The 22,529-nt window shown below is 61.3% G+C and carries 19 protein-coding genes; 14 read left to right on the forward strand and 5 right to left on the reverse strand.

What is annotated here, in order from left to right:
- Positions 1 to 32 precede the first annotated feature (32 nt).
- The 11 genes from AACY19_RS02425 (at position 33) to AACY19_RS02475 (ending at position 12,243) form a co-directional block, all read left to right on the forward strand.
- On the forward strand, positions 33 to 719 hold the full coding sequence (locus AACY19_RS02425) for a MotA/TolQ/ExbB proton channel family protein (protein WP_445262280.1): 687 nt from the start codon (positions 33 to 35) through the stop codon (positions 717 to 719).
- Entirely contained in the window at positions 719 to 1,120 is a 402-nt protein-coding gene (locus AACY19_RS02430) for an ExbD/TolR family protein (protein ID WP_158959203.1), read from the forward strand. Before AACY19_RS02425 ends, AACY19_RS02430 begins: the two co-directional genes overlap by 1 nt.
- A 208-nt stretch (positions 1,121 to 1,328) precedes the next feature.
- Complete coding sequence (locus AACY19_RS02435) at positions 1,329 to 4,040, forward strand: TonB-dependent receptor (RefSeq protein ID WP_339447568.1); 2,712 nt, start codon at positions 1,329 to 1,331, stop codon at positions 4,038 to 4,040.
- 90 nt (positions 4,041 to 4,130) lie between these two features.
- A complete protein-coding gene (locus AACY19_RS02440) occupies positions 4,131 to 5,996 on the forward strand; it encodes an extracellular solute-binding protein (protein ID WP_445262276.1) in 1,866 nt (621 codons plus the stop codon).
- Position 5,997: 1 nt separating this feature from the next.
- A complete protein-coding gene (locus tag AACY19_RS02445; protein WP_339447570.1) occupies positions 5,998 to 7,062 on the forward strand; it encodes a microcin C ABC transporter permease YejB in 1,065 nt (354 codons plus the stop codon).
- Positions 7,062 to 8,084: an ABC transporter permease gene (locus AACY19_RS02450; RefSeq protein WP_339447571.1), complete on the forward strand. Its 1,023-nt coding sequence runs from the start codon at positions 7,062 to 7,064 to the stop codon at positions 8,082 to 8,084. The genes AACY19_RS02445 and AACY19_RS02450 overlap by 1 nt, the downstream gene beginning before the upstream one ends.
- A gap of 1 nt (position 8,085) precedes the next feature.
- Positions 8,086 to 9,720 (forward strand): ABC transporter ATP-binding protein, encoded by a 1,635-nt coding sequence (locus tag AACY19_RS02455; RefSeq protein WP_339447572.1) that lies wholly within the window; start codon positions 8,086 to 8,088, stop codon positions 9,718 to 9,720.
- A 168-nt stretch (positions 9,721 to 9,888) separates the two neighbouring features.
- Positions 9,889 to 10,410: a DUF3455 domain-containing protein gene (locus AACY19_RS02460; protein ID WP_339447574.1), complete on the forward strand. Its 522-nt coding sequence runs from the start codon at positions 9,889 to 9,891 to the stop codon at positions 10,408 to 10,410.
- A 154-nt stretch (positions 10,411 to 10,564) separates the two neighbouring features.
- Positions 10,565 to 11,098: a sigma-70 family RNA polymerase sigma factor gene (locus AACY19_RS02465; RefSeq protein WP_339447576.1), complete on the forward strand. Its 534-nt coding sequence runs from the start codon at positions 10,565 to 10,567 to the stop codon at positions 11,096 to 11,098.
- A complete protein-coding gene (locus AACY19_RS02470) occupies positions 11,095 to 11,787 on the forward strand; it encodes an anti-sigma factor (protein ID WP_339447578.1) in 693 nt (230 codons plus the stop codon). Before AACY19_RS02465 ends, AACY19_RS02470 begins: the two co-directional genes overlap by 4 nt.
- Positions 11,788 to 11,919: 132 nt before the next feature.
- Positions 11,920 to 12,243, forward strand: a complete 324-nt coding sequence (locus AACY19_RS02475; protein WP_339447580.1) for a hypothetical protein — start codon at positions 11,920 to 11,922, stop codon at positions 12,241 to 12,243.
- A 71-nt stretch (positions 12,244 to 12,314) separates the two neighbouring features.
- Here AACY19_RS02475 and AACY19_RS02480 read toward each other — a convergent pair whose 3' ends face one another.
- On the reverse strand, positions 12,315 to 13,406 hold the full coding sequence (locus AACY19_RS02480) for a DUF1615 domain-containing protein (RefSeq protein WP_339447582.1): 1,092 nt from the start codon (positions 13,404 to 13,406) through the stop codon (positions 12,315 to 12,317).
- 196 nt (positions 13,407 to 13,602) lie between these two features.
- On the opposite strand from AACY19_RS02480, the gene AACY19_RS02485 reads away from it, so the two are divergent.
- Both AACY19_RS02485 and AACY19_RS02490 read left to right on the forward strand, forming a co-directional pair.
- Entirely contained in the window at positions 13,603 to 15,807 is a 2,205-nt protein-coding gene (locus AACY19_RS02485) for a TonB-dependent receptor (protein WP_339447584.1), read from the forward strand.
- A gap of 150 nt (positions 15,808 to 15,957) precedes the next feature.
- Positions 15,958 to 17,493 carry an FAD-dependent oxidoreductase gene (locus AACY19_RS02490; RefSeq protein ID WP_339447586.1) on the forward strand — a complete coding sequence of 512 codons (1,536 nt, stop codon included), beginning with the start codon at positions 15,958 to 15,960 and terminating at the stop codon, positions 17,491 to 17,493.
- A gap of 125 nt (positions 17,494 to 17,618) precedes the next feature.
- Here AACY19_RS02490 and hemB read toward each other — a convergent pair whose 3' ends face one another.
- Positions 17,619 to 18,593 carry a porphobilinogen synthase gene (gene hemB / locus AACY19_RS02495; RefSeq protein WP_339447588.1) on the reverse strand — a complete coding sequence of 325 codons (975 nt, stop codon included), beginning with the start codon at positions 18,591 to 18,593 and terminating at the stop codon, positions 17,619 to 17,621.
- 415 nt (positions 18,594 to 19,008) lie between these two features.
- Here hemB and AACY19_RS02500 point away from each other — a divergent pair, with 415 nt between their 5' ends.
- Positions 19,009 to 19,683, forward strand: a complete 675-nt coding sequence (locus AACY19_RS02500) for a histidine phosphatase family protein (protein WP_339447590.1) — start codon at positions 19,009 to 19,011, stop codon at positions 19,681 to 19,683.
- A 102-nt stretch (positions 19,684 to 19,785) separates the two neighbouring features.
- Here the strand turns inward: AACY19_RS02500 and mnmH are convergent, their stop codons facing one another.
- The 3 genes from mnmH to AACY19_RS02515 all read right to left on the reverse strand — a co-directional run bounded on the left by mnmH (position 19,786) and on the right by AACY19_RS02515 (position 22,433).
- Positions 19,786 to 20,889 carry a tRNA 2-selenouridine(34) synthase MnmH gene (gene mnmH / locus AACY19_RS02505; protein ID WP_339447592.1) on the reverse strand — a complete coding sequence of 368 codons (1,104 nt, stop codon included), beginning with the start codon at positions 20,887 to 20,889 and terminating at the stop codon, positions 19,786 to 19,788.
- Positions 20,889 to 21,923: a selenide, water dikinase SelD gene (gene selD / locus AACY19_RS02510; protein WP_339447594.1), complete on the reverse strand. Its 1,035-nt coding sequence runs from the start codon at positions 21,921 to 21,923 to the stop codon at positions 20,889 to 20,891. Before selD ends, mnmH begins: the two co-directional genes overlap by 1 nt.
- 219 nt (positions 21,924 to 22,142) lie before the next feature.
- Positions 22,143 to 22,433 (reverse strand): hypothetical protein, encoded by a 291-nt coding sequence (locus AACY19_RS02515; protein WP_339447596.1) that lies wholly within the window; start codon positions 22,431 to 22,433, stop codon positions 22,143 to 22,145.
- Positions 22,434 to 22,529: the final 96 nt, after the last annotated feature.

Raw genomic sequence — 22,529 nt, forward strand, 5'->3', positions numbered from 1 at the left:
AGCGAGGTGTCACCATGAACGATTTGTCTTCGATGATTGTCCCCGGCGTGCTCTGGGGTCTGGTGCTGTTTTCCGTGGTCAGCTGGGCGATCCTGCTGGTCAAATCGGCGCAGTACCTGCGGCAGAAAGCGCAGAACAAACAATTCACCAAAGCCTTCTGGGGCGCGCCGGATCTGCTCACCGCCGCCGAACATGCCAGCCAGTATCCGGGTTCGCTGGCGCGCATCGCCAGCAGCGGTTTCGAGGCGCTGCTGGTGGAAGATTCGCCGCGCACCACACAACAACTGGCGCACACCATCAATCGCTCGGATCGCCTGGAGCGCAACTTGCGCCAGCAGATTCAGAAGGAACGCCGTTCCCTGGAAAACGGTCAGGCGATCCTCGCCAGTATCGGCAGCACCGCGCCGTTCATTGGTTTGTTCGGCACCGTGTGGGGAATCATGGAAGCGCTGAAAAGCATCGGCGAAACCGGTTCCGCCAGCCTGGAAGCGGTCGCCGGGCCCATCGGTCACGCGCTGATCGCCACCGGTGTGGGGATCGCCGTCGCGGTGCCGGCAGTGCTGATCTACAACTTCTTCCTGCGCCGCTTGAAGCTCGCGTCGGCTGACATGGATGACTTCGCCCACGACTTCGACGCCCTCGCCTCGCGCAGCGCGTTTTCCATCAGTCGTCAGGCCATTGCCAGCAAAACCACCACCGCCGTGCGGGAGGCCAGCTGATGTCATTCTCCACACAAGACAGCGATGAAGTGCTCAGCGAAATGAACGTCACGCCACTGGTCGACGTGATGCTCGTGCTGCTGGTGGTGTTCATCGTCACCGCGCCGCTGATGACCAACGCGATCAAAGTCAACCTGCCGAAAACCGACGCCGTCGCCCCCGCCGAGAAAAAAGACCCAGTGGTGGTCAGCGTCGATCAGGACGGCAAGTTCTATCTGGCGAAAACCGAACTGGCCCCGGAATCCTTGGAGGCCAGCCTCAAAGAGGTCAAGGCCAAGGACGCCGAAGTACGCGTCCAGTTGCAGGCCGACTCCGCCGTCAATTACGGCCAGGTAGCGAAGGCCATGGCGTCTATCGAACGCTCGGGCATCACCAGAATATCGGTGATGACCACCCACTGAGTGCGGTGGCGGACGCACCTTGAAAGACGCGCCCGCCACCGCCCGCTGAATCCCGTCGCAACCCGCCGACCGAAAAAACGCCACGCGTCTTCGGAGGGGATCGGCTTGCTTGAAGAAAGTGGTTTTCCGCACGCGGTATCACCGAAAGCGGAGCAATGAGGGGCTCACAAGGCCAATTCGATAACGTCTGATAAAGTCGGAAACAACCATGCTGATGAACACTCCACGCTTCACGCTCAAACCCTTGGTGGCAACGATTTCTCGCCACCGTTTTGTTCCGTTGTATCTGGTGGCCATGGGGATGGGCGCCGGGACCGTGCAAGCGGCCGAGGACGACAACGCCGCCGTGCCCGCTGCAGCCGCAGTGGTGGCGCCGACCACACAACTGCAACGGGTGGAAGTGACGGGTTCGGCGATTCGCCGGGTCGATGCGGAAACGGCGGTGCCGATCACCATTCTCAAAGCCGATGAGCTGCGCAAACAGGGCGTGACCACCACCGCCGAACTGGTCCAGCGCATCACCGGCAGCCAGTCGATCAACAACAGCGCAGGCTCCGTGGGTGCAGCCACCGGCGGCGCTTCGTTCGCCGACATGCGCGGCATCGGCGCGAACAAGACGCTGGTGCTGCTCAACGGTCGACGCCTGGCCAACAACGCCTTGTCGGGCACCAACTCGGCCGGTGGCGCGGTGGATCTGAACATGATCCCGTTTGCCGCCATCGAGCGTGTGGAAGTCCTGCGTGACGGCGCCTCGGCCCTGTACGGCACTGACGCCATTGGCGGCGTGATCAACTTCATCACCAAAAAATCCCTCACCGACGGCCAGTTGACCCTCGGCGGCGAAACCCCGACCCACAGCGGCGGCGGTGCAACCAAAGACATGAGCGCCAGTTGGGGCTATGGCGATCTGGAAGAAGACCGCTTCAACGTCCTCGGCGTATTCAACTACAACAAGCAGCAGAACCTCGACGCCAACGACCGTTCCTTCGCCCGCGACTACGATCCCGGCCGTGGCCTCGATCAGACCTCCGGCACCGCGTTCCCCGGTAACTACAGCCAGAACGGCAACGCCACCAACCCGCTCGCCAACAGCAATTGCAACGGGCCGAACCTGGTCGCGCGCGATGGCCTGTGCCGCTTCAGCACTCGCGAATACATCGACCTGGTACCGCAGACCGAGAAGACCTCGTTTTTCGGCAAGACTACCGGCAAACTCGGTGACGATCACAACGTCAACCTCGAATACTTCTGGTCGCGCAACAACAACGCCACCGCTGTCGGTCCGGCGCCGCTGACCGGTCTGAGCCTCGACGGCTCATCGCCCTACTACCCCGGCAACGGTATCACCCCCGCCCCGACCGATTTCACCCTCGACCCGACCCAACCGGTCGACGTCAACTGGCGCGAAACCGCTGCCGGCCCGCGTGAATCGAAAGACCAGAACACCAGCCAGCGCTTCCTGCTGAGCTTCGATGGTCTGGTCGGTGGTTGGGATTACAACGTCGGCGCCTCGTACAACCAGAACAAAATCGTCTCCAGCGTCACCAGCGGGTATGTCAGCGATCAGGCGATGATCGACGGTCTGGCCAGTGGTCTGCTCAACCCGTTCGGCCCGCAGTCCGCTGCCGGTCAGCAATACATCGACGACGCGGCCTACCATGGTGCCTACTCCACTGCCGTCGGCCGGGTCGCCGGTTTTGACGGACGCATCAGCCGCGAAATCGGTGACTGGTTCGGCGCCGGCCCGTCCGGTCTGGCGCTGGGCGGCGAGTACCGCAAAGAGAAATTCCACCAGGATTTCGAGTCGTTCGCCGGTGACATCCAGAGCCTCGGCATCGACCCGGCCGGCAGTGTCGAGGGCGACCGCAGCGTGAAAGCCGCCTACGCCGAAATCAACGTGCCGGTGCTCGACAGTCTCGAACTCTCCGCTGCTGTGCGTCACGACAAATACAGCGACTTCGGCAGCACCACCAACCCGAAATACTCGTTCCGTTATCAGCCGTTGAAAGAACTGGTGGTGCGTGGCGCCTACAGCGAAGGTTTCCGTGCGCCGTCGCTGTATGAATTGTATTCGCCGCGCAGCATCACGTTCACCCAGGGCTACTACAACGACCCGGTGCTGTGTACCGGCGGCGTGGTGCAACCGGGCGGCAACGGCGGGCGCGATTGCGGTCAACAGTTCCTCAACCAGATCGGCGGCAACGAAGACCTGGCCCCGGAGAAGGCGCGCAACGTGACGCTGGGCTTCGTTTACCAGCCGATCAGCAACTTGTCGGTGGGTCTGGATTTCTGGTGGATTCATATTTCCAACCAGATCCAGCCGTTCCCGGAATCCACCGTGTTTGATCAGGCTGGTTCCTACCCGGATCGCTTTGTGCGCAACGCCGACGGCACGCTCAACTACATCGTCACCGGCAATGCCAACCTCGGCATCGTCGAAACCAACGGTGTCGATGTGTCGCTCGACTATCGCTTCCCGAACACCCCTTATGGTCAGTTCGGTTTGGGGCTGCAAGGCACTTATGTCGACGAGTACGACTTCCAGAGCACCATCAAAGGCCCGTTCACCGACAAGGTCGGCGACTTCCAGGGTGACGGCGTGATTGCGCGCTGGAAGCACAACCTTACCGGTAGCTGGACCTTAGGTGCCGCTCGCGCGTCGCTGACCAACCGCTTCACCACCGGCTACAACGATTACGACCGCGAGACCCACGCGCGCGTGGCGTCGTATTCGGTGTGGGACCTGTCGGCGGGTTACACCTTCAACAAGGTGCTGGACGTCGATGCCGGGATGAAGAACGTGTTCGACCGCAACCCACCGTTCTCCAACCAGGCCTACAACTTCCAGAGCGGCTATGACCCGCGCTATACCGACCCGCTGGGCCGCACCTTGTTTGCGCGCATGACGTACCACTTCTAACCGGAAACACCAGATGTCTCCCCTGTGGGAGGGGCCTTGCCCCCTCCCACAGTTTGATCTGTGTGCATTCAGGAATTAAGGAGTGATTTCATGAGATTCATGCGCAACATGGCCGCTCTGCTTCTGGGTGGTGCGCTGCTGTGCCCCGGCACCTCGGCGCTGGCCGCTGGCAGTTATGCGCTGACGGTGTACGGCGAGGCGCCGAAGTATCCGGCGAACTTCCAGCATTTCGATTTCGTCGACCCGCACGCGCCCAAGGGTGGTTCGCTCAGCCGTGCATCGATGGAAATCGGTCAGTACAACTACATCACCCCGTATGCCGATCAGGGCATTTCCGTGGTGCAGGTCAACGACTGGGTGTACTCGCCGCTGGCGTTCCGCTCGCTCGATGAGCCGTACACTGTTTACGCACTGGTCGCGCAGCAGATCGAACGCGACCCGGAGGGTTTGTGGGTGCGTTTCACCCTCAACCCAAAGGCACGCTTCGCCGACGGCACGCCGATCACCGCCGAAGACGTGCGCTACACCTTCAACCTGCTGATGACCAAGGGCAGCCTGAGTTATCGCCAGCAATACGCCGACGTGCAGGACGTGACAATCGAAGGCCCACGGCAGGTGCTTTTCACCTTCAAGAACAACCTCAACCGCACCTTGGCACTGGACCTGGCGACGATGCGGATCGTCCCCGAGCACTGGTGGAAGACCCGCGATTTCGCCAATGGCGGCGGTTTCGAGCCACCGTTGGGCAGCGGTCCGTATCGGGTGAGCAAAGTCGACGCCGGGCGCAGCATCAGTTTCCAGCGCGACCCGGACTGGTGGGGCAAGGACCTGCCGGTCAGTCGCGGCCTGTACAACTTCGACACCCTGACGGTGAATTTCTACGGCGACACCGACGTCGCCCGGCAGTTGTTGCAGGCCGGCGCGTTCGACTACAACCGCGAGTTTTCCTCCTCCGGTTACGTGGTCGGCTACGACAGCCCGGCATTGCGCGACGGTCGTTTGCAGCAGTCGATTCTTGCCCCGGAAAAACCGACGGCGGCGCAAGGCTTCGTGTTCAACCTGCAGAACCCGATTTTTCAGGATCGCCGCGTGCGCCAGGCAATCAGCCTGCTGTGGGATTTCGAGTGGACCAACAAGCAGATGATGCGCGGCTTCTATGTGCGCCAGAACAGCTTCTGGCCGAAGAGCGAAATGGCCGCCACCGCGCTGCCTGATGCCGAAGAGTTGAAAATCCTCGAACCGCTGCGCGGGCAGATCCCCGACGAGGTTTTTACCACCGTCTATCAAGCGCCAAAAACCGATGGCAGCGGCTACATCCGCGACAAGCAACTGCAAGCGCTAAAGCTGCTCGCCGAGGCTGGCTGGACGCCGCAGCACAATCGGCTGGTCAATGCTGCCGGAGAGCCGCTGGCGTTCACTTTCCTCGATGGTCAGGGCGGTTTCGACCGCATGCTGCTGCCGTTCAAACGCACCCTCGCGCAGATCGGCATCACCCTCAATCTGCGCCGGATCGATTCGGCGCAGTACGTCAACCGTCTCAACGCCCGCGACTACGACATGATCGTCACCACTTTCCCGCGCAGTGGCGATCCGATCGTCTCTCCGGGCCGCGAGTTGTACAGCCTGTACGCCTCGCAGAGTGCCACGCAAGTCGGCAGTTCCAACTCGATGGTGCTGGCCAATCCGGCGGTCGATCAACTGATCGACGGACTGGTCCAGGCCAATACCCGCGATGCCATGGTGCATTACGCCCGCGCCCTCGACCGGGTGCTGCAATGGGGTTACTACATGATTCCCAACTACTACTCCAAAGGCACACCGACGGTGTATCAGAACCGCTTCGGCATGCCAGCCGTGCAACCGGCCTACAACGAAGGCCTCGACACCTGGTGGGAGGTGTCGACCAAGGCGTTGACCAACCAGCAGATGCACAGCCAGCTTGCGGGGGGACAGTGACATGCTGCGTTATCTGAGTCGCCGCTTGCTGCTGATCATCCCCACGCTGTTGTGCATTCTGGTGGTCAATTTTTTGATCGTGCAGGCCGCGCCGGGCGGTCCGGTGGAGCAAGCCATTGCGCGCCTGCAAGGCTTCGGCGGGCACAGCATGGGCGGTGGTGGCGAGGTCGCCGCGATTGGCGGCGCGGGCCGCAGCAGCCGAGGCCTCGACCCGGCGCTGATCGAAGAAATCAAGCACCACTACGGCTTCGACAAGCCGCTGCATGAACGCCTGTGGCTGATGCTGAAAAACTACGCGCAGCTGGATTTGGGCAGCAGTTTCTTTCGCGGCGCCAAGGTCACCGACCTGATCGTGCAGAAGTTGCCGGTGTCGCTGTCGCTGGGCTTGTGGGCGACCTTGATCACCTATCTGATTTCGATCCCGCTGGGCATTCGCAAGGCGATCAAGAACGGCAGCGCCTTCGATGTCTGGAGCAGCACGGCGATCATCATCGGCTACGCGATGCCGGCGTTCCTCTTCGCGATTCTGCTGATCGTGGTGTTCGCCGGTGGCAGTTACGTCAACTGGTTTCCGGTGCAGGGCCTGATCTCGGATAACTTCGCCAGCCTCAGCCCCCTGGGCAAGGTCGGCGATTACCTCTGGCACCTGGTGTTGCCGGTGACGGCGCTGGTGATCGGCGGTTTCGCCACGCTGACGATCCTGACCAAGAACAGCTTCCTCAACGAGATCAGCCGTCAGTACGTGATCACCGCACGGGCCAAGGGTCTAACCGAACGCCGCGTGCTCTACGGCCATGTGTTTCGCAACGCGATGTTGTTGGTGGTGGCGGGCGTGCCGTCGGCGCTGATCGAGGTGTTTTTCGCTGGTTCCCTGCTGATCGAAACCATCTTCAACCTCGACGGCCTCGGGCGCATGAGCTACGAAGCGGCGGTGTCGCGCGACTACCCGGTGGTGTTCGGTGCGCTGTTTCTGTTCACCCTGTTCGGTCTGTTGATCAAGCTGATCGGCGACCTTTGCTACACCCTGCTCGACCCGCGCATCGACTTCTCGGCGAGGACTGCCTGATGTTCACTCTTTCCCCTCTCGGCCAGCGCCGCGTGGCGCTGTTCAAGGCCAATCGGCGCGGGCGCTGGTCGTTGTGGCTGTTCATAGGCCTGTGCCTGATCTGCCTCGGTGGCGAGTTGATCGCCAACGACAAGCCGCTGGTGATCCGTTATCACGACACTTTCTACTTCCCGATCCTCAGCGATTACCTGGAAACCGATTTCGGCGGCGAGCTGCCGTTTCAGCCGGATTACGCCAGCGGTTATGTGCACAAACTGATCGAGGATCAGGGCGGCTGGATGCTGTTTCCACCGATCCCGTTCAGCTACGACACGGTCAATTACGACCTCAGCGAACCGGCGCCGAGTCCACCTTCCTCAAGCAACTGGCTGGGCACCGATGATCAGGCCCGGGACGTGTTGGCCCGAGTGATTTTCGGCACGCGGATTTCGATTCTGTTTGCGTTGATGCTCACCGCTGTCAGTGCACTGATCGGCATCGTTGCCGGCGCGTTGCAGGGTTATTACGGCGGTTGGGTCGATTTGCTCGGGCAGCGGGTGCTGGAGATCTGGTCGGGGTTGCCGGTGCTGTATCTGCTGATCATTTTGTCCGGGTTTGTCTCGCCGAGTTTCTGGTGGCTGCTGGGGATCATGGCGCTGTTTTCCTGGCTGGCGCTGGTTGATGTGGTGCGTGCCGAATTCTTGCGGGGGCGCAACCTCGAATACGTGAAAGCCGCGCGGGCGTTGGGCCTGACTGACACCGAACTGATGTGCCGACACATCCTGCCCAACGCAATGACCTCCACCCTTACCTACCTACCGTTCATCCTGACCGGTGCCATCGCCACCCTCACCGCGCTGGATTTCCTCGGTTTCGGCATGCCGGCCGGCACCGCGTCGCTGGGCGAATTGATCGGTCAGGCCAAGCGCAATCTGCAAGCGCCGTGGCTGGGACTGACGGCGTTTTTCGCCTTGGCGCTGATTCTGTCGTTGTTGGTTTTCATCGGTGAAGCCTGCCGAGATGCCTTTGATCCGAGGAGCTGACATGAATGACCATTTGATCGAGATCCGCGACCTGCGTGTCGCCTTCGCCGGGCAGGAAGTGGTGCACGGTTTGAACCTCGACATCCGCCGTGGCGAGTGCCTGGCGCTGGTCGGTGAATCCGGCTCGGGCAAGTCGGTAACGGCGCATTCGATCCTGCGTTTGTTGCCGGGCAAAACCGTTAGCAGCAGCGGCGCGATCCGCTACAACGGCGTCGACCTTTTGCACGCCAGCGAACAGCAGATGCGTGGTTTGCGCGGCAATCGCATAGCGATGATTTTCCAGGAGCCGATGACTTCGCTGAACCCGTTGCACACGGTGGAAAAGCAGGTCAGCGAAGTGCTGGAGATTCACAAGGGTTTGAAGGGCCGCGCCGCCCGTGCGCGCACCTTGGAGTTACTGGAACTGGTGGGCATTCGCCAACCGCTGCAGCGCTTGAAAGCCTATCCCCACCAACTCTCCGGCGGTCAGCGGCAACGCGTGATGATCGCCATGGCGCTGGCCAACGAGCCGGAACTGTTGATCGCCGATGAGCCGACCACCGCACTGGACGTGACCGTGCAGCAGAAGATTCTTGAGCTGTTGATCGAGTTGCAGCAACGCCTGGGCATGTCGTTGCTGCTGATCAGCCACGACCTCAATCTGGTGCGGCGTATCGCGCAACGGGTGTGCGTGATGCGCCAAGGCGAGATCGTCGAGCAGGCCGATTGCGAAGCGCTCTTTCGCGCGCCACAGCATCCTTACAGCCGCTTGTTGATCGAGGCAGAACCCAGCGGAGCGCCGGTGCCGAGTGAGTACGACCACAACCTGCTGGAAGTCGATGACCTGAAGGTCTGGTTCCCGTTGCCCAAGGCGTTGTTCAGTCGACAGCAGGAATACATCAAAGCCGTGGACGGCGTGAGTTTCAGCCTGCAACGGGGCAAGACCCTGGGCATTGTCGGCGAGTCCGGTTCGGGCAAGTCGACGCTGGGTCAGGCGATCCTGCGGCTGGTGGAATCGGAGGGCAATATCCGTTTCGGCAACAAGCAACTGAGCCTGCTCAATCAACGCTTGATGCGGCCGCTGCGGCGGCAGATTCAAGTGGTCTTTCAGGACCCGTTCGGCAGCCTCAGCCCGCGGATGTCGGTGCAGCAGATCATCGCCGAAGGCTTGCTGACCCATGGCATCGGCACCGAGGCCGAACGTGAGGCGGCGGTGATTCGCGTGCTGGAGGAAGTCGGCCTCGACCCGCAGAGCCGCCATCGTTATCCCCACGAGTTTTCCGGAGGCCAGCGCCAGCGCATTTCCATCGCCCGCGCACTGGTGCTGGAACCGGCGCTGATTCTGCTGGATGAACCGACCTCGGCGCTGGATCGCACGGTGCAGAAACAGGTGGTGGAGTTGTTGCGGCAGTTGCAGATCAGGCATGGGCTGACGTATCTGTTCATCAGCCATGATCTGGCGGTGGTGCATGCGCTGGCCCATGATTTGATGGTGATCAAGGAGGGCAAGGTGGTGGAGCAGGGTTCGTCGCGGGAGATTTTCGCCGCGCCGCAACATCCCTACACCCAGGAACTGCTGAAGGCCTCTGGCCTCAAGCCCGACAACAATCCCTGTGGGAGCGAGCCTGCTCGCGAATACGGTGTATCAGTCACATAAGTGTTGGATGACCTAGCGCCTTCGCGAGCAAGCCCGCTCCCACAGGGGGTATCGTCGGGTTTGAAATTTATTTTCGGGCCACTGCATCCAAACGCCTCCGTCACGGGTAGTCCCTGTAACAGCCCTCTTCGGCTGTCAGCGGTTTACCCTTTTCGGAGAAACATACTGATGAACATCACCCATCTGATTGGCCTCACCGGTTTGCTCGCCGTCACTTCGACGACCTTCGCCCAAAGCAGTTATCCCGACGCGATCAAAGTGCCGGAGGGCCACAAGATCGCGATGGAAACCACCGGCGTCGGTGAAATCACCTATGAATGCCGCGACAAAGCCAATGCGCCGGGGCAGACCGAGTGGACCTTCGTCGGCCCGAAAGCGGTGCTCAATGATCGCGGCGGCAAGCAGGTCGGTACCTACTACGGGCCGCCGGCCACTTGGCAGGCCACGGACGGTTCGAAAATCACCGGTACGCAACTGGCCGTGGCGCCGTCAAGCCCGGGCAACCTGCCCTATCAGCTGGTCAAAGCCAATCCCGCCGAGGGCAAAGGCGCGATGACGGGCGTGAGTTATATCCAGCGCGTCGCGCTCAAGGGTGGCGTGGCACCGGGCAGTGAGTGCACGGCGGCGAACAAGGGCAAACAGGAAGTGGTGAAGTACCAGGCGGATTACATCTTCTGGGCGGCGAACTGATTCCTGAAACCACTGCAAAACCCTGTGGGAGCGGGCTTGCTCGCGAAGCGGTGCATCAGCAAAAGAGGTGGTGGCTGACACAACGCCTTCGCGAGCAAGCCCGCTCCCACAAGGATTGATGTTGTTTTGGCGAATGTGAGCTAGATTGCAGGACATGTCTTTACCTGAATCCGTTTTCGATTACGAAGCCCGCCTCGCCGCCTGTGCCCGTGGCGAGCGCTCGGCCCTGCGCGATTTGTATGTGCAGGAAGGCCCGCGTCTGCTCGGCGTGGCCAAGCGGCTGGTGCGCGACACGGCGCTGGCGGAGGACATTGTCCATGAAGCGTTTATCAAGATCTGGAACGGCGCGGCGGGATTCGATCCGGCGCGGGGTTCGGCGCGCGGCTGGATGTTCAGCGTGACGCGGCATCTGGCGCTGAATCTGTTGCGTGATCAGGGTCGCGAGACCTCGCTCGGCGATGAGCACGAAACGGCTGACGACGCTGACGGCTTCGATGCTCACGCGCATTCGGCGCGCATTCATCGTTGTCTCGAACAACTGGAGCCGCAACGCCGCCACTGCATCCTCCACGCCTATGTCGACGGCTACAGCCACGCACAGATTGCTGCGCGCCTGGACACGCCGCTCGGCACGGTCAAGGCGTGGATCAAACGCAGTCTCAACGCATTGCGGGAGTGCATGGGATGACCACTGAATCGGCACAGGATCGCGATGAACTGGCCGGCGAATACGTGCTCGGCACCCTGCCTGTCGAGCAGCGAATCGAGGTGCAACGGCGTCTGGCGAATGATCCGGAACTGCGCGCAGCGGTGGATGCCTGGGAGCGGCGTCTGCTGGAGCTGACCGATCTTGCGCCCTCGCAACAACCCTCGGCGCTGCTATGGCCACGCATCGAACGCAGCCTCGACCGAATCACGCCAAAAGCGTCATCGAGTTCATGGTGGAACCTGCTGCCACTCTGGCGCGGGCTGAGTGCTGCCGGCTTGGCCGCGACCTTGATATTGGGCTCGATCCTGCTGACCCAGACCACGCCGACACCAAGCTATCTGGTGGTGCTGGTCGCGCCGCAGGACAAGGCGCCGGGCTGGGTGATTCAGGCCAGCAATTCACGGGAGATCCAGTTGATTCCGCTGGGCGTGGTCGAGGTGCCGAAAGACAAGGCGCTGGAATTCTGGACCAAGGCTGACGGCTGGCAAGGCCCGGTGTCGCTGGGGCTGGTCAAGCCTGGGCAGGCCTTGTCGGTGCCGCTGGACAAGTTGCCGCCGCTGCAACCGAATCAGCTGTTCGAACTGACGCTGGAAGGAACCAATGGCTCGCCGATCGGCAAACCGACCGGGCCGATTCAGGCGATCGGGCGTGCGGTGAAGGTGCTGTGAGGCTCTGATCTGCGGGTTCCAGCAACCATCATCGGCGTCGATGTTTACCATCACGGCAATGAAGTTCTCATAAAAAATCTCCGGCGTAACATCTGCTCCATACCAACCAACAACACCCCGGAGCACACCATCATGAAACGCCAAACTCTTCTCAGCATCGCTTTCTCGGTCTTCGCTATCAACGCTTTCGCCGCGACCCCGGCCCACACCATGATCGCCGAAGGCGGTTCGGACAAACTGATCGAAAGCCGTTTGGCTGAAGGTGGTTCGGATCGTTTGATCGAACGCCGTGTGGCCGAAGGTGGCTCGGATCGTCTGATCGAACGCCGCGTGGCCGAAGGTGGTTCTGATCGTCTGATCGAACGCCGCGTGGCCGAAGGTGGTTCGGATCGTCTGATCGAACGTCGCGTGGCTGAAGGTGGCTCGGATCGTCTGATCGAACGTCGCGTTGCCTGAATGCATGGCTTCAAGCGCAACACCCCAGAGAAACCCGGCTCCCTCAGCCGGGTTTTTTATGTCTGTGGGTTTTATCCGGCCTTGGCCATGCAGCGCTTGTAGCGCTCGTCCACGCGTTTGGCGAACCACGCCGTGGTCAGTTTGCGAGTGATCTTCGGACTCTGCAGCACGATCCCCGGCAACACCGCACGCGGCAGCTTTTTCCCCTCCGCTTGCTCCGCCAGTTCGAATACTCGTTGATAGAGCCTGGTCTCTTCCAATTCCAGGGTTTTGCCCTTCTCCAACTGATCGCGAATGGTCGGGTTGCGCATGCCCAACGACTTGCCCAGGGTGCGCACCGCCAGTTCCGTGCTGCCGGGCATGATCGAGTCGTAGCGGATCAGGTCACCGTCCAGCGCCAATGGAATACCCGAGGCGCGACTGACAGCGTTCTGGAACGCGGCATTGCGACTGGCGTACCAACCGGCATTGAAGTCGGCAAACCGATAGAGCGGTTCGCGGTAACTCACCGGGTAACCGAGCAAATGCGCGATGCCGAAGTACATGCCGCCTCGGCGGCTGAATACTTCACGGCGGATCGTGCCGTCCACCGGGTACGGGTAATCCTTGGCATGCTGTTCGGCGAATTCGATGCTGACCTGCATCGGCCCGCCGGTGTGCACCGGGTTGAAACCACCGAACAGCGTGCGGCCCATTGGCACCCTGCCGATGAAGTCGTCGAAGATTGCGCTCAACTCTTTCTCGCTGCGTGCTGCGTTCAGGCGTTCGCTGTAGGTCTTGCCGTTGGTTGAACGCACTTGCAATGCGCCGCTGACCAACAGGCTGGGGATGTGCACCTTGGCGGCGCGGCGGTCGATTTCGTCGCGGGCGATTTTGCCCAGGCCGGGCACGGTGGGGTCGGCCTGAAAGGTGGATTCCTGTTCGGCGACAGCCAGTACGGAGCAGAGGTTCTGCGTGGTCGGGCTGATGTTCTGCGCAGCGAACGCGGCATAGATATCCGAAGCCCAGCCTTGGCGGTCGGCGATTTTCGCCGGCATCAGCCGGACGATTTCGGCCTTGACTTCAGCAGGCGCACGCGGAACCGGCTCCTGGCTGCGCTGCCCCGCGCAACCAGCGAGCACCAGCAGTGCGGCGAGGATGATCGGTAATCGAGGGTTGTGCATGTTGCTCCATCCAGTCCAATAAGCCAGAGCAACCATACACAATCCGCGCAGGAGGGTTTGAAAAAGGGGTGATGACAAACTGATTGCAAAACGTTACTGAGAAAATCTATCATTTGCACCTGGAGTCGCATTTGCGCAAGGAGTTCCGCGCCGCCCTAACTTTTTCCAACTGGCCGCGCGCCTCCAGGAACTGAACATGCTCACTCCAGCCCGACTCGGCGTCCCTTTTCGCCCGACGCTTCTCGTTCTGCTGTGCTCCCTGACCGTCACCGCCCACGCCGCTGAAGGCGATAACAAAGAGCTGGTGCTCGACGACGTCAACATCAACGCTCAGGCTCCAGTGCCAAACGCCCTGCCCCCGGCCTACAGCGGCGGTCAGGTTGCGCGTGGCGGTCAGCTCGGCGTGTTGGGCAATCAGGACATGATGGACGTGCCGTTCAGCGCCGCGTCCTACACCGAGCAACTGATCCAGGATCAGCAGGCCGAAAACGTCGCCGACGTGCTGCTCAACGATGCGTCGGTGCGCCAGGCATCCGGTTTCTCTAACCAGGCGCAGGTCTTCATGATCCGCGGCCTGCCGCTTAACGGCGACGATATTTCCTATAACGGCCTGTATGGCGTGCTGCCACGGCAGATCATTTCCACCGACGCGTTGGAGCGCGTGGAAGTGTTCAAAGGTCCGAACGCCTTCATCAACGGCGTGACCCCGACCGGCTCGGGCATCGGCGGCGGCGTCAACCTGCAACCCAAACGTGCCGGTGACGTGCCGCTGCGTCGCTTCACCACCGACATCAACAGCGAAGGTCGCGTCGGTCAGCACTTCGACATCGGCCAGCGTTTCGGTGAAGACAACCGATTCGGCGCGCGCATCAACCTGTCCCAGCGCGAAGGCGACACCGGCATCGACCACGAGAACCAACGCTCTAAACTATTCGCCATCGGCCTCGACTATCGCGGCGATGCCCTGCGCGTCTCCGGCGACTTCGCCTACCAGAAAGAACGCGTCAACGGCGGGCGCAACTCGGTCAACCTCGGCACCGCCACGCACATTCCGGATGCGCCGTCGGCGGATACCAACTACGCGCCGAAATGGGGCTACACCGACATCGAAGACACCTTCGGCATGCTTCGCGCCGAGTACGACCTGAACGACAACTGGACCGCCTACGCTGCCGGCGGCGCCAAGCACACCCGCGAAGTCGGGCGCTACAACTCGACGACGCTGGTCGGTAACAACGGCGCCTCAACCACCACCGGTTCGTTCATTCCCCATGACGAAGACAACACCAGCGTCATGGCCGGCCTCAACGGCAAGTTCAACACCGGCCCGGTCAGCCACAAGCTCAACTTCGGCCTGACCGGCATCTGGGCCGAACAGCGTAGCGCGTATGATTTCGACCTGACCAGGTACGCCAACAACATCTACCATCCCGTGGAAACCCCGTTGCCGGTCGGCAATTTCGCCGGTGGCGACAACAGCGATCCGGGCATCGTCGGCAAAACCTTCAACCGCAGCCTGGCGATCTCCGACACCTTCGGTTTCTTCGATGATCGCCTGCTGATCACGGCCGGCCTGCGTCGCCAGCAACTGGTCGTGCAGGGTTACAGCTACGCCAGCTATGGCAGCGGCCCGCGCTCCTCCAGCTACGACGAGTCGATCACCACGCCGGTGTACGGCATCGTGTTCAAGCCGTGGGAACACGTATCGTTCTACGCCAACCACATCGAAGGTCTGGCTCAAGGCCCGACCTCGCCGACCAGCTCCGGCGGCTTGCGTGTGACCAACGGCAACGAAGTCTACGCACCGTCACGCTCCAAGCAGACCGAAGTCGGGGTGAAAGTCGACATGGGCACTTACGGCGCGAGCCTGGGCCTCTATCGCATTGAGCAGCCGAGCGATGGCTACTGCGAAATCGACAGCGCCACCACCTGCACCTACGTGCGTGAGGGCGAGCAGGTGAACAAAGGCGTGGAAATGAACGTGTTCGGCGAGCCGATCAATGGCCTGCGCCTGATCAGCGGCCTGACGTTGATGGACACTGAACTGAAGAACACCCTTAACGGCGCCAACGACGGCAACCACGCCATTGGCGTGCCGACCTTCCAGTTCAATGCCGGCGTCGATTGGGACGTACCGGGCCTGCAAGGCGTAGCGCTGAATGCGCGGATGCTGCGCACGGGCGGCCAATACGCCGACGCCGCGAACAACCTGAGCCTGCCAACCTGGAACCGCTTCGATGCGGGTGCGCGTTACGCCTTCAAGGTCTCGGAGAAGGACGTGACCGTGCGTCTGGGCGTAGAGAACCTGGCGAACAAGAAGTACTGGGAATCGGCTCAGGGCGGCTACCTGACGCAGGGTGAACCGCGGGTTGCCAAGTTGTCCGGGACTATTGATTTCTAAGCGTAATCGGTAATAAGAAGGCTCCGCAGCTTTGATGGCTGCGGGGCCTTTTTTTGCGGCGTTTGACAGGTCCTGCTCGCGATGGGGCCCGAACTGGCTACCCTCTCCTTCTGATCCATACTTGCTCCACAGCAAACGGAGGACAGGCCCATGAACCGCAGCGATGTTCTGATCATCGGCGCTGGCCCGACCGGGCTGGTGCTGGCCCTGTGGCTGAGCAAACTCGGCGTGCGCGTGCGCATCATCGACAAAACCTCGGCGCCCGGCACCACCTCGCGGGCGCTGGCAGTGCAGGCGCGCACGCTCGAGTTGTATCGCCAGCTCGATCTGGCCGACACCGTGGTGCGCAACGGCCACCGGGTGGCAGCGGCGAACTTCTGGGTCAATGGCAAACCGGTCGCGCAACTGCCGCTCAACCGCATCGGCGAAGGCCTGACGCCTTATGCGTTCGTCGAAATCTTCCCGCAGGATGAGCACGAACGGCTGCTGATCGACCGCCTCGAAGACTATGGCGTGACGGTTGAACGCAACACCACGCTGGAGCGTTTCGAGGAATCCGGCGACGGCCTCACCGCGCATCTGCGCCTGGCCGATGGCGCGCAGGAAGTCTGTCAGGCCTGCTATCTCGCAGGGTGCGACGGCGCCCGTTCAGTGGTGCGCAAAACCCTCGACGCCGGGTTTCCCGGCGGCACTTACCAGCAGATTTTCTACGTCGCCGACGTCAAGGCCAGCGGCCCGGTGATGAACGGCGAGTTGCATCTGGATCTGGACGAGGCGGACTTTCTCGCGGTGTTTCCGCTGGCCGGCGAGGGCCGCGCCCGCCTGATCGGCACGGTGCGTGACGAGCGCGCAGATCGTGCCGAAACCCTGGAGTTCTCCGACGTCAGCAGCCGCGCCATCGAACACCTGAAAGTGCACATCGAAGACGTCCACTGGTTCTCGACCTACCGTGTGCATCACCGCGTGGCCGAGCATTTCCGCGACGGCTGCGCGTTTTTGCTCGGCGATGCCGCGCACGTGCACAGCCCGGCCGGCGGGCAAGGCATGAACACCGGCATCGGCGATGCGATCAATCTGGCGTGGAAACTCGCGGCGGTGCTCGGCGGCGGCGCCGAGCCGAGTCTGCTCGACAGCTATGAAACCGAACGCATCGCCTTCGCCCGACGGCTGGTCTCGACCACCGACAAAGTCTTCAGTTTCGTCACCGCCGAGGGGCGCATGGCTGATCTGCTGCGCATGCGCGTGGCGCCGTTCCTGATCCCGAAAATGGCGTCGTTCGAGGCCAGTCGCGAGTTCCTTTTTCGCACGGTGTCGCAACTCACCCTCAACTATCGCGGCATGCCGTTGAGCCAGGGCGTCGCCGGCCACGTCCACGGCGGCGACCGCTTGCCGTGGGCCCATGATGGTGAGGGGGATAACTACGAACCCCTGCGCCAGCCGTGCTGGCAAGTCCACGTGTACGGCGACACCAGCGACGAGATGATCGCCTGGTGCAATGAACACCACTTGCCACTGCACGTGTTCGACTGGCGCCCGGCGTTTGAAACGGCAGGGTTGGGACGTAACGGCTTTTACCTGCTGCGCCCGGACACCTATGTGGCGGTTGCCGACAACAGCGCCGATCCGAAAGTCATAGAACGCTACTGGCGCGATCACGGCATCCGGCCCTACCTCAACAGCCCCTGACATCCCGCAGTCCAAATGTGGGAGCGGGCTTGCTCGCGAAGGCGGTGCATCAGCAACAGATGTGCTGGCTGACACAACGCCTTCGCGAGCAAGCCCGCTCCCACCGTTCGGATTTGCGCTGTTGTCTAGATACCGGCCAGTGCCAGGTCCATCGCAAAGTAAGTGAAGATCAGATCCGCACCCGCACGCTTGATCGCGCCAAGGCTTTCACGTACCACGCGATCTTCATCGATTGCACCAGCCTGCGCGCCGAACTTGATCATCGCGTACTCGCCACTGACCTGATACGCCGCCAGCGGCAGGTTCGAGGCTTCGCGAATGTCGCGGATGATGTCGAGGTAAGCGCCGGCTGGCTTGACCATCAGCGCATCGGCGCCTTCCTGCTCGTCGAGCAGCGATTCGCGCAGGGCTTCACGGCGGTTCATCGGGTTCATCTGGTAGCTTTTGCGGTCGCCTTTCAACGCACTACCACCCGCCTCGCGGAACGGGCCGTACAGCGCCGAAGCAAATTTGGTCGAATACGCCATGATCGGGATCTGGGTAAAACCGGCCGCGTCCAGCGCCTGGCGAATCGCCCGCACCTGACCGTCCATCGCTGCCGACGGCGCAATCACATCAGCGCCAGCGCGGGCCGCCGCCACGGCTTGTTTGCCAAGATTGATCAGCGTCTGATCGTTGTCGACTTCATGGTTGTGCATCACGCCGCAATGGCCGTGATCGGTGTATTCGCAGAAGCAGGTGTCGGACATCACGATCATTTCCGGCACGGCATCCTTGGCGATACGCGACATGCGCGAAACCAGACCGTCTTCACGCCAGGTGTCGCTACCGTTGCTGTCCAGATGGTGGGACACACCGAAGGTCATCACCGACTTGATGCCGGCGCGGGCATAGCGCTCGATTTCGCTGGCCAGTTTGCGCTCGGGAATGCGCATCACGCCGGGCATGCTCTTGATCGGCACGAAGTCGTCGATGTCTTCCTCGACGAAAATCGGCAGCACCAGATCGTTCAGGCTGAACTCGGTTTCCTGGAACAGGCTGCGCAGGCTCGCATTGCGGCGCAGACGGCGGGGACGTGATTCGGGGAACTGACTGGACATGGGGCCTTTCCTGAAATCGGAAGATGAGACGAAAGTCGTAGGGGGCGAAGCTTATGCCTTGCGGGGGCTGGCGTACAAACCTGGATCAATCAAGAGTGCATTACAGGACGGGTAACAATCTTCCAGAACACTGTAAATCCCTGTGGCCGCTGGCTTGCCAGCGATGGCGGCGGGTCAGTCAACGCGATCTGCGGCAGCCGCCACATGAACCGTAACATCTTGTCGCTAACCTGCGGCCAGACCGTTGAAGGTTGCCGCTAAAGTGCGGATCGAACCAATCGGGCCTCAGAGGACTCTGAGCTATGTCTTTCTCGCAGAGGAAGCTGTTCATGACAGGGAAACCACCCGGTGCTGGGAGCCCGCGGTGCCAAGGTTTGTCAGCCTTAACCGAAATTGCTGAAGAACCCTTTATCTGATGACGAACCTCATGAGTTTCGCCAAACGCTTCAAACATCGCGCCTACGTCGTCCTGCCTTCGGTGCTGGCGGTCAGTGCATTGTTTCTCTCGCTGGAGTCCAGTGAAAGCCGCGCGCAGCCGGTGGACGGCACCCAGACCCTGGTGTTCCTGCGTCACGCAGAAAAACCCGAAGGCGGCCTCGGCCAGCTCAACTGCCAGGGCCTGAACCGCGCCATCGACCTGTCGACGCTGCTGCCGGAAAAATTTGGCAAGGCCGATTACGTGTTCGCCGCCAATCCGACGCGCAATGTCGAAGAAGGCGAACTGGATAATTCCTACAGCTACATTCGCCCGTTGATGACCATCAGTCCGGCGGCGATCAAACTCGGCCTGCCAGTGAACATCGAGTTTTCCGCCAATGACACCAGCGATCTGGCCCGCGAACTGCTCGACGACAAGTATCACAACTCGACGATTTACACCGCGTGGTCACACGGTTATCTGCCGGAATTGATCAACAAGGTGGCGGGCAAAGCGGTCGGTGAGAAACAGAACATCACCGATGACTGGGCGGGCAACGATTTTGACTCGCTCTATGTGCTGACACTGACCTGGCACAACGGCAAGGCCAGTCTGCAAAGCCACAGCTACAAACAGGGGCTGGATCATGGCAAGGAAACCTGCCCCACCTGATTTGCGGGGTGGCTGATCCGGCCCCTTCGCGAGCAAACCCGCTCCCACAGCCGATCGAATGTGGGAGCGGGCTTGCTCGCGAAGGGGCCCGCCGCTACAACCTCAGCCTTTCTGGCTCACCCGCTCGCGAAGATACTCAAGCACCGCCCCACTTTCCCCGGCGAACTCGATCCGCCCGCCCTTCTTCTCCCGCTGAAACACATACATCGGGTCGTAATACTCGCGCAGCAACCCCTCGATCCAGCCGCGATGGCGATCCACCGCACCGCTGCGTGCCTGCTCGATCAACGCCTCTTCCATCAACAGCAACATGCGCTGATGGCGCTCTCCACCCAGGCGTTTCTGCACATTGTTCAGGCTTTCCAGCAGTCGCTCGGAAAACAGCGCAAAACCGCTCTCGCCGTGCACCGCCGAAAACTCTGCCGACAAATCCACCACGTAGTCCCGCAGGATGCGCTCGACGCGATCCTCGAAACGGTCCTCCAGCCAGACCATCGGGTACTGCTGCATGCCCTGATAAAGCGAAAGCGGCAAGGCACAACTGCCGACCACCCGGCTTTCGTCTTCCAGTACGAACTGCTCGATGCCGGCATCACGTTTCTTGAGAATGTCGATGGCCAGGCGGTTTTCAAAATCGATGTTCGACGGCTGCCCCGTGGCACGCTTGCCGAAACTCGAACCGCGATGATTGGCGTGGCCTTCCAGATCCAGGCCGTTACGCAACTGCACCAGCGCTTCGGTCTTGCCGGTGCCGGTCATGCCGCCGAGCAGGACGAAATCACACTGCGCGATGGCCTGCTCAGTGGTGTCGATGAGGAAGTTGCGCATGGCCTTGTAACCCCCACCGACGCGCGGGTAATCGATGCCGGCTTCATCACGCAACCATTGCTGGGTGATCTGCGACCGCAAGCCGCCCCGGAAACAATACAGATAACCCTCAGGATGGGCCCGGGCGAAATCGGCCCAGGCCTGGATGCGCTCGGCTTTCACTGCGCCGGCCACCAGTTGATGACCCAGTTCGATGGCGGCCTGCTGGCCGTGCTGCTTGTAGCAGGTGCCGATTTTCTGCCGCTCGATGTCGTTCATCAGCGGTAGATTGACCACGCCGGGAAATGAACCTTTGTGAAACTCGACCGGCGCACGGGCATCCATCATTGGCCGGTCGTTGAGGAAAATGTCACGGTAGTCGGTGCAGTCGCGGAGCATCAATTCACCTCGACCGCGTTCGTCTGTCGCTCAACCAGTTCGCCGATGGGCTCAAGGTTCAAGCCCAGCTCAGCGGCGACGGCGAGAAACTCATCATTGCCTTCAGGCGTCACGGCAATCAGCAGGCCGCCACTGGTTTGCGGGTCGCACAGGACGCGCTTGTGCAATTCCTGCACGCGACCGACCTTGCTCGCGTAGCTGTCGAAATTGCGCAGCGTGCCGCCAGGGACGCAACCTTGATCAAGGTAATACTCGACGCTGTCCAGACGCGGCACGCGGTCGTAAGCGATGCGCGCTGTCAGTTGGCTGCCATCGGCCATTTCCACCAGATGACCCAGCAGGCCGAAACCGGTGACGTCCGTCATCGCCGTCACCCCGGCGAGTTTGCCGAAGCGGCTGCCGGGTTTGTTCAGGGTGCACATCCAGTCGCGGGCCACGCCGACGTCGCTGATGCGCAATTTGCCCTTCTTTTCGGCGGTGGTGAGGATGCCGATGCCCAGCGGTTTGGTCAGGTACAGCAGGCAGCCAGCGGTGGCGGTGTCATTGCGCTTCATGTGGCGTTTTTCCACCAGACCGGTCACGGCCAGACCGAAAATCGGCTCCGGGGCATCAATCGAGTGCCCGCCCGCCAACGGAATACCTGCCGCGTCGCACACCGCGCGGCCACCGCGAATCACTTCCCGCGCCACTTCCGGCGCCAGCACATTGACCGGCCAGCCGAGGATCGCAATCGCCATTAACGGATCACCGCCCATCGCATAGATGTCGCTGATTGCGTTGGTGGCGGCAATCCGGCCGAAATCGAACGGATCGTCGACAATCGGCATGAAGAAGTCAGTAGTCGACACCACCCCGCGCTCGGCATCGATCTCGTAGACCGCCGCGTCATCACGCGAGGCGTTGCCGACCCACAGTTTCGGGTCGAGGTTCTGCGCCCCGCTGCCGGCCAGTATCACTTCCAGCACCTGCGGGGAAATCTTGCAGCCGCAACCGGCGCCGTGGCTGTATTGGGTCAGACGAATCGGCTCGCTCATGGGGAGGGGTCTCAGGCTGTTGATGGGGCGGATTCTAGCAGAGCCGCTGCGGCGAGATGTTTTACCAAACCAGGCGGACATTTGCGTTGGGTGTAAAGCCGCCATCACGAGCAGGTTCACACCTACAGGGGGTAGGTAATTTTTCCGCTCGGAAATGGTTCTATATCTCCCGCTTTTCCAGCGTGCTCAATGTGCGAGGCACCCATGGGCTTGCCGTTGCTATTCAACATGGTCAGCCCACTCAAGATGTCTGGCCTCGACGAGAGAAAGCGCAGGGATTTCTTTGACCAACCGAGGAGCGACCACCGAAAAGTGCCCCTCCCCCCGAGGATTCATATGAATGACACGAGTCTGCGATGCCCGCTCGTCATTGCCATTCAGGGCTTGAACATAGACTGCCAGTTCTAGCGTTTCCTTCGCAGGCGTGTAAACAGCGCTGGGCGGAAGGTTGGAGAAACCTTCGATATCGAGTTTGAAAACGATCGGTTTGCCGGCGGTAAGCATCCACATTGCCCTGTGTCTTTCAGGCACGGGACTTTGCATGGATCTACAGATAGCCGCAGTGGGGAAAGTCGCTTATTTGTGTAGGACGCATCCGGGATCTTT

Source organism: Pseudomonas sp. EA_5y_Pfl2_R50 (assembly GCF_963970475.1).
Taxonomy (GTDB): Bacteria; Pseudomonadota; Gammaproteobacteria; order Pseudomonadales; family Pseudomonadaceae; genus Aquipseudomonas.